Here is a 6,000-nt window from a genome sequence, read left to right on the forward strand (position 1 = left end):
AAGCACTAATTTCTAGTCACTCTGATGCTTGATTCTTGTAATGCGCGTACATCAGCTAAAGATAATTTTGATTTAGGAATATAAATTGCGCGGCGTTTTAGCATTAGCACGTATGATACCTCAAGTACTAGGTGGATGACGAAATGATTGTCAAACTCCAGCACATATAAAACTTGCCACGGCTGATTGATAGGAACGTTATCTTTGGGCCATTGAAAGCCGTTTTGGTGATAATCAGCAAATAAAAAAGTACCTTTTTTCAATAATCTGTATTGCCTTAATCGGAAAAGCGCTAAGCAAATCACAACGCCGTATAGAAACATTGATATCATTATTAAGCTGATGTTTAATTGCCCACCGACTAACCAAAACATAATCAACGTGGTGACCAGTATGGTTTCCACTAAAAAAACTAAGGCAATTTGATGCCATTTTTTCTTTAAAAAGGTGGCGTATGTTGGATTAACTCGCGGTAGTTCCGAAATAAATTGCAAATACAAGCTTTCCAATTTGTCAGTCATTGAAGCGTCGACGAAAAAAATGGTGACTTTATCTTTGATAGAAGCTATTGGTAAGGATGTATAGAGGTTATCAATCATAAATGGTTTTGCTCCAATTAATCGTATTTATCAAATAGGTATGAATAGTGTGTAAACTGATTATTACCCGTTATGGTCCGCTTCAATTTCTTAGCGCCAATGCGGGTCGTTGTGCTTGACTGTATATTTTCCAGTGTCGACGTTAAAATCTTCATAGGTTTTCGTGAATATGCTTGAGCCAGTGAACGCGACGTGGCCCTGTGAATCGGGTGTTACCTAACACGACAAAAAATGGCAATCCAAGTTGATGGTTTGTCATCATGCCATATTATTTAAGATTTTTTTAACGGCAGAATAATATTTTTAGTTTTTATTACAGGCCACCAGTGGGGAGCCATGGGAAAAATAGAGTCATTAAAAAGTGCATATGTTATACCTCTCTTCATGTTCTTTTTGCAAATAAACTGTATAAGTGTATGATATGCTTTAAATAATAACGCACAACATTTTATGCAAAATCGGATAAAATTTATTGTGAGGGTGGGGGATGAGTATGAATCAAGGACAATTGCTGAAAAAAATTAGAGTCTCTAGAAGATTGAGTCAACAGCAGTTGGCCCAAGATATTACATCACAAGCAGCATTATCGCGAATGGAGAAATCTGGCAATATTGATGCCAATGTTTTATTACGTTTTTTGGATAAACTTGATATTCATCCGACGGAATTTTTTATGTTGGCCAATCCTGATGGCTTGATTGATTCTCAGGACTATCAGAAAAAGTTGTATGCAGCTTACTATAATAAACAAAATAGTCAAACCTTAATCAATCAAGAGTTGCTTTTATACGACAAGACGAAAATTAAAAAGCACCAAATCAACGCATTACGCGTTCAAGCGGTCTATGCTAAAATTAATAATTTGCCGTTAGAAAATCGTGAAGAAATAACGTATGAAATTCAGAATTATTTATTTGGGTTTGAAACGTGGTTTTTAAATGACATTCTGATGTATCTTGATGTTTTGTTTTTGTTTGATGATACTTTTATTCGGAGCTACCATAACAGAATGATCCGTTCATTAGATAAACTGCCTTTTAGCGCTGTGCAAAAGCATTATTTGCAAATAGCGTACGCCCATAATGCCACGGTGCTAGCATTTGAGAGAAATAATATGAAGGATGCGCAATTGTATTTGCAAGCCTTTGAAAAATTTGTCTCCCTAGACACTAGGACCTTGACCGACACAATCTACTACTTAACCTACTCAAAACTTTTTAGTTTAAAACAAGGGTTCGATCAACAAATATATGATGATATGCTTGATGATTTAGCGGTATTTAAACGATTTGGATATACGAAAGAATATCATGATATTCTTTATTTTATAGAAAGTATACTCAAGCCAAATAAGGCATAGGGAAGTAGATGGTTAGTGGTAACATGTCAGAACGAGAGAGGTAGATTTTACCAAAACCAAAAAAACCGATGAGAATGACATCTCATCGGCTTTTTGATTATGACAATTGAAAGTGATATTGATTATTTTTTGACCACAACACTTAAAAAAAGCATGTTTACTTAGATTTCAAAAATTTTTTGATTGTTTTTTGCCAAGGATATTTAAAGTCCATCGTATTTGAATCATCGAATTTGTTTAACATAGATAATACGCGAACGTTAAGCAAGAAGACGAGCCAGATTACCCAGCCAATCCAGCCAAACTTAATAACGTTGAATAAGTCTAACAACTCTATCACCAACAGAATAACCACAATCACTACTATATTCCGATAGACCGGTCTCAAATCACTTCTAACTGTTTGCTTTTCCAGAAATAAGCGCATTTTGTGGTTTTCCCGCAATATTTCATCTAAAGAAAATCCAAAATAATCACTTAGTTTAATTAGGGTCATAATATCGGGATAGCTATTGCTATTTTCCCAACTTGATATTGTTTGTCTGGTGATGAAAAAATCATCGGCGATTTTTTGTTGTGTTAGATTCATGTTCATGCGAGCTGATTTTAATTTTTGTCCAAAGTTCATAATGTTCTCCTAAACTTATTATTACAATTCTTCTTATATAAATAAAGCAAATAAAATTTGCTACTGATAGAAAGCAAAAAAAAACAGCAAAAAGCACTATTAAAAGCATGAAATCAGTATGCAAAAGGATACTTGCTCGACCTTTGCTTAACTATCTCGTATACTATATCGCAGTGATATTGGGAACTCAGATCAGTACATGAAATATGATAAAAAGATGTTTGGTCCTCGTAATTCATTTAATCCATTTTCTAATACAGACATATAGGATTTAAATGAAAAGGGTATGCTGATTGTTTTTACTGGCTTAACATAGCCGAAAGATGATATTGGATATGCTAGGTGAATTTTAGACACTATAAATTAAGGTATCTTTCCATGCTAAGTTATTTTTTAAAAATTTTGTAAGCAGAAAATATTATAATCGGCAGAGCTGCTATCGTGATAATTATTGTTGTGTTTATTTGTGCCGTATAATCAACAAGTGTTATAAGCCAAAAAGCACTAGGAAACAATAACGCTGCAATCAAGATAGATATATATGTTTCATGCTTCATTGTTTCAGCACCTTTCTATAATAAGGACTAATGCTTAATGGTATTCAGCCAAGGGCCCTTATCATCACTGTACCAAGATACGCCGTGCAAGCTAAAAATCAAAATATGGCTTGTTAAAAGATATCATTGCTTCTTAAAGAATACAAATTCAGAACGGTTGGGTGTAGCCAAATGATGTTCTTGTGGTTTAGTGGCTACCAAAATTCATACCAAGGCCATAGCCCAAACCTTGGTATTTGTCAGCAAATTCTTGACTTGTTATCTGCAAATAAAACGGGGATAATGCTGCAGAAAGACTATTTTTCATAGCCAGTGGTGTTAAACTGGCTTTTAAATCAGAAATGATTTTAGGTAAGTATTGATGTTTTTCTAAATTTAACTTTGCTACTAGTAGCGCATGCCGTTCTTCTGAATTAATATTTTTATCTAAAATTAAATCGGTAATTTGATTTAACAAATCAATGTCATTAGACATAACTAAAGTCCTCTTCACCTGATTATATATTATTTTATCGAACATTAGCAATGCCAATGTATAAAGTGACTGCTTTAATTATAGGCATGATTGCATTATTCGTTTTATTTTAAACAGTACAGCAACCTGTTAATTTATATACAAATAAATGGACCTTACTTGCAATTGTTACTGCTTTTATGTATTTTTTGAGCATTGCTATTTTTAGGGGAGTAACTAGCAATAATATTGATGAGCAAACTGGCATCTATGTTAGTGCGGGACTGCGTGTTTTACTATTAACTAGTAGTGTCTATTTTATACCGCAACTGCCGTTGAGAAAGTAGAATACATAGTATGCTAATCATCTGTAATCCTGTGGACAATAAACCAGATTATTTGATAATCATTTTTAAGTAGACATTATTAAGCTTTTTTTAATAATTGTTCATTCTATTATTTCAAAATTTTTTGTTTTAGTTCCAGAATGAACTTTTTAGAGCAGTAAAAACATGACATATTTCAATTTTTTAACACATAACGGTTAATATATCAAAATTCACAGTAATGAATTCACATAAAGTGTTATATTTAACTATATATAGTTTATACTTCGAGATTGAAATGTTTAACACTAAGGGAGAACACAAATGAAAGATCTAAAAACAGTAATGAAAAATCCACCTATTTTGTCAATTCCTGATAATCTGGTGTTGGTTTATGATCACTGTATTGAGTTGTGGGCGATGCAACTCAATGGGCAGTTTTACCCTGATAATGGTACGTTTTCAAAGATTTTTAATCGATTCATGAGTGCAACTATCACGACCGATAAAATAATAGTGACTGAAAAAAATAAAGAAAAGTTGTCAATTGATATAGCAGATGTGTCACAAGCTACTGTTTTAATTAAAAAGGTTAATTATCAAAACTTTATGGCTGGTGGCGCTAATGAAGGACCGGTGTATTTAACCTTGCTGACCATTGAAGACAAAAGTGGTCATAATTATTATTTCAATTTTATGAGTGCATTAGGTGCTTGGCAACTTGTCACGAATCCACCGAAAAACCTAAAAGTGGTTGATCCTTTAAACATTAAACGACTACCGTTATTTAAAAACGAGTATGAGATTGTTGCTGCAATCAATGATCTAGGATTTGCAAAATTTATTGCGGGAACAGGATATGAGTTTTTGGATTTGAAGTTTTCAGAGACAATAAAACCAATGTATTAATATCAAACTTTTATTATTTTATCCGACTACTTGGATTCAGTTCAACATCAGACAACGAAAATACTTGTCTCGTTTGAGTATTTTTGAATCCATTTCAAACTATATTTACTCATAAAAATACCGACTGTCAAACGTTAGATTTTTGGTCTAACTTTGACAGTCGGTAAGAAATGATTCATTTTTAGTACAACAATAAATTAAAATACTAATAATCAATTGATATAAGGCTTTATTCTTCTAAATATAAAACCTACGATTGGAGCAGCGATAAATATATTAATCATAAAAGCGAATGGCGCGTTTTGTAAAATTTTGATTGGCCAAGTCAACAAAAAATCTCTGAGCGTCACATCACTCCAAATACCACTAGAAACTAAACTCATTAATGGGGCCATGAATATAACATGTGCAAAAGTAAAAGCACTTTTGACTTTAAAAGGATGAGTATTGCCGGGCTCGACAAACCTTAGGGCTATTATTTTAGCACCTTTATTTACAAACAAAACAGAAAATGCAACAGCAATAGGTAAGACAACAATATATTGTTTTACTGGAAAATAAAACAGATTTCTATTAAGTGGCGCACCCAATAAAAATTTATTGTAATTAATCATAAAATAGCTCATTAAAGTGGCCATGAAAATTGCAAATATAGTATTTTGCTTGATATTTGTAGGCATGAAAAATATATCTCCTTCTAAAAACTGAAAGCGTCAGCAACATTAAATATTCTACCATATTACAAAAAAAATAAAAATAACATTTGAAGTAAAAATTGATTTAATTATGTTAGAGAGAATGTGTTTACAAATAAGCACATTCTTTTTTGTTAGCTTGTGACAGAACTATCCTAGAAGCTAACTACCATGCTCTCTTTTTAATAGCTGAAGATGGTTAACCACTTAAACTTTATTCTAAGTCTATTCTCTCTGTTTGTTAAAACCTAAAATTCTTGGCATATTATTTCGAAAAATAGTTGATTTAAATTTTAGAAATAGATAATAATAATTTAATTAAATTATTTCCAAAATGTCAGAATAACTTACATAATCTGCTTTTTATTGGTAAAAATTATTATAATGTTAATTAATATATGGTAGATTGCAAGAATTAACCGAACACTGCAAACTGCTGAAAAACCTTTCGTGGTGATTGCCAGTTGAGTGT

Annotated in this window: 7 protein-coding genes; 2 read left to right on the forward strand and 5 right to left on the reverse strand. The window is 32.2% G+C overall.

The window, feature by feature from the left end:
• Nucleotides 1–5 precede the first annotated feature (5 nt).
• Nucleotides 6–599, reverse strand: a complete 594-nt coding sequence (locus IEU71_RS06745; protein WP_004910363.1) for a hypothetical protein — start codon at nt 597–599, stop codon at nt 6–8.
• 493 nt (nt 600–1,092) lie between these two features.
• Between IEU71_RS06745 and IEU71_RS06750 the strand changes: the two genes are divergently transcribed.
• The gene (locus tag IEU71_RS06750) at nt 1,093–1,959 is read left to right on the forward strand and encodes a helix-turn-helix domain-containing protein (protein ID WP_004910364.1); all 867 of its coding nucleotides are present in this window, start codon (nt 1,093–1,095) and stop codon (nt 1,957–1,959) included.
• 157 nt (nt 1,960–2,116) lie between these two features.
• On the opposite strand, the gene IEU71_RS06755 is transcribed toward IEU71_RS06750, so the two are convergent.
• From IEU71_RS06755 to IEU71_RS06765, 3 genes are all read right to left on the reverse strand, one after another.
• Nucleotides 2,117–2,587, reverse strand: a complete 471-nt coding sequence (locus IEU71_RS06755) for a helix-turn-helix domain-containing protein (protein ID WP_004910366.1) — start codon at nt 2,585–2,587, stop codon at nt 2,117–2,119.
• A 386-nt stretch (nt 2,588–2,973) separates the two neighbouring features.
• Nucleotides 2,974–3,144 carry a hypothetical protein gene (locus IEU71_RS06760; RefSeq protein WP_004910367.1) on the reverse strand — a complete coding sequence of 57 codons (171 nt, stop codon included), beginning with the start codon at nt 3,142–3,144 and terminating at the stop codon, nt 2,974–2,976.
• Nucleotides 3,145–3,331: 187 nt separating this feature from the next.
• A complete protein-coding gene (locus tag IEU71_RS06765) occupies nt 3,332–3,619 on the reverse strand; it encodes a bacteriocin immunity family protein (RefSeq protein ID WP_004910369.1) in 288 nt (95 codons plus the stop codon).
• 629 nt (nt 3,620–4,248) lie between these two features.
• Here IEU71_RS06765 and IEU71_RS06770 point away from each other — a divergent pair.
• Complete coding sequence (locus IEU71_RS06770) at nt 4,249–4,833, forward strand: hypothetical protein (RefSeq protein WP_004910371.1); 585 nt, start codon at nt 4,249–4,251, stop codon at nt 4,831–4,833.
• A 212-nt stretch (nt 4,834–5,045) separates the two neighbouring features.
• Here IEU71_RS06770 and IEU71_RS06775 read toward each other — a convergent pair whose 3' ends face one another.
• Nucleotides 5,046–5,513 carry a DUF2798 domain-containing protein gene (locus IEU71_RS06775; protein WP_004910374.1) on the reverse strand — a complete coding sequence of 156 codons (468 nt, stop codon included), beginning with the start codon at nt 5,511–5,513 and terminating at the stop codon, nt 5,046–5,048.
• Nucleotides 5,514–6,000: the final 487 nt, after the last annotated feature.

The sequence above is a fragment of the Leuconostoc falkenbergense genome (assembly GCF_014634805.1).
GTDB classification, from domain to species: domain Bacteria; phylum Bacillota; class Bacilli; order Lactobacillales; family Lactobacillaceae; genus Leuconostoc; species Leuconostoc falkenbergense.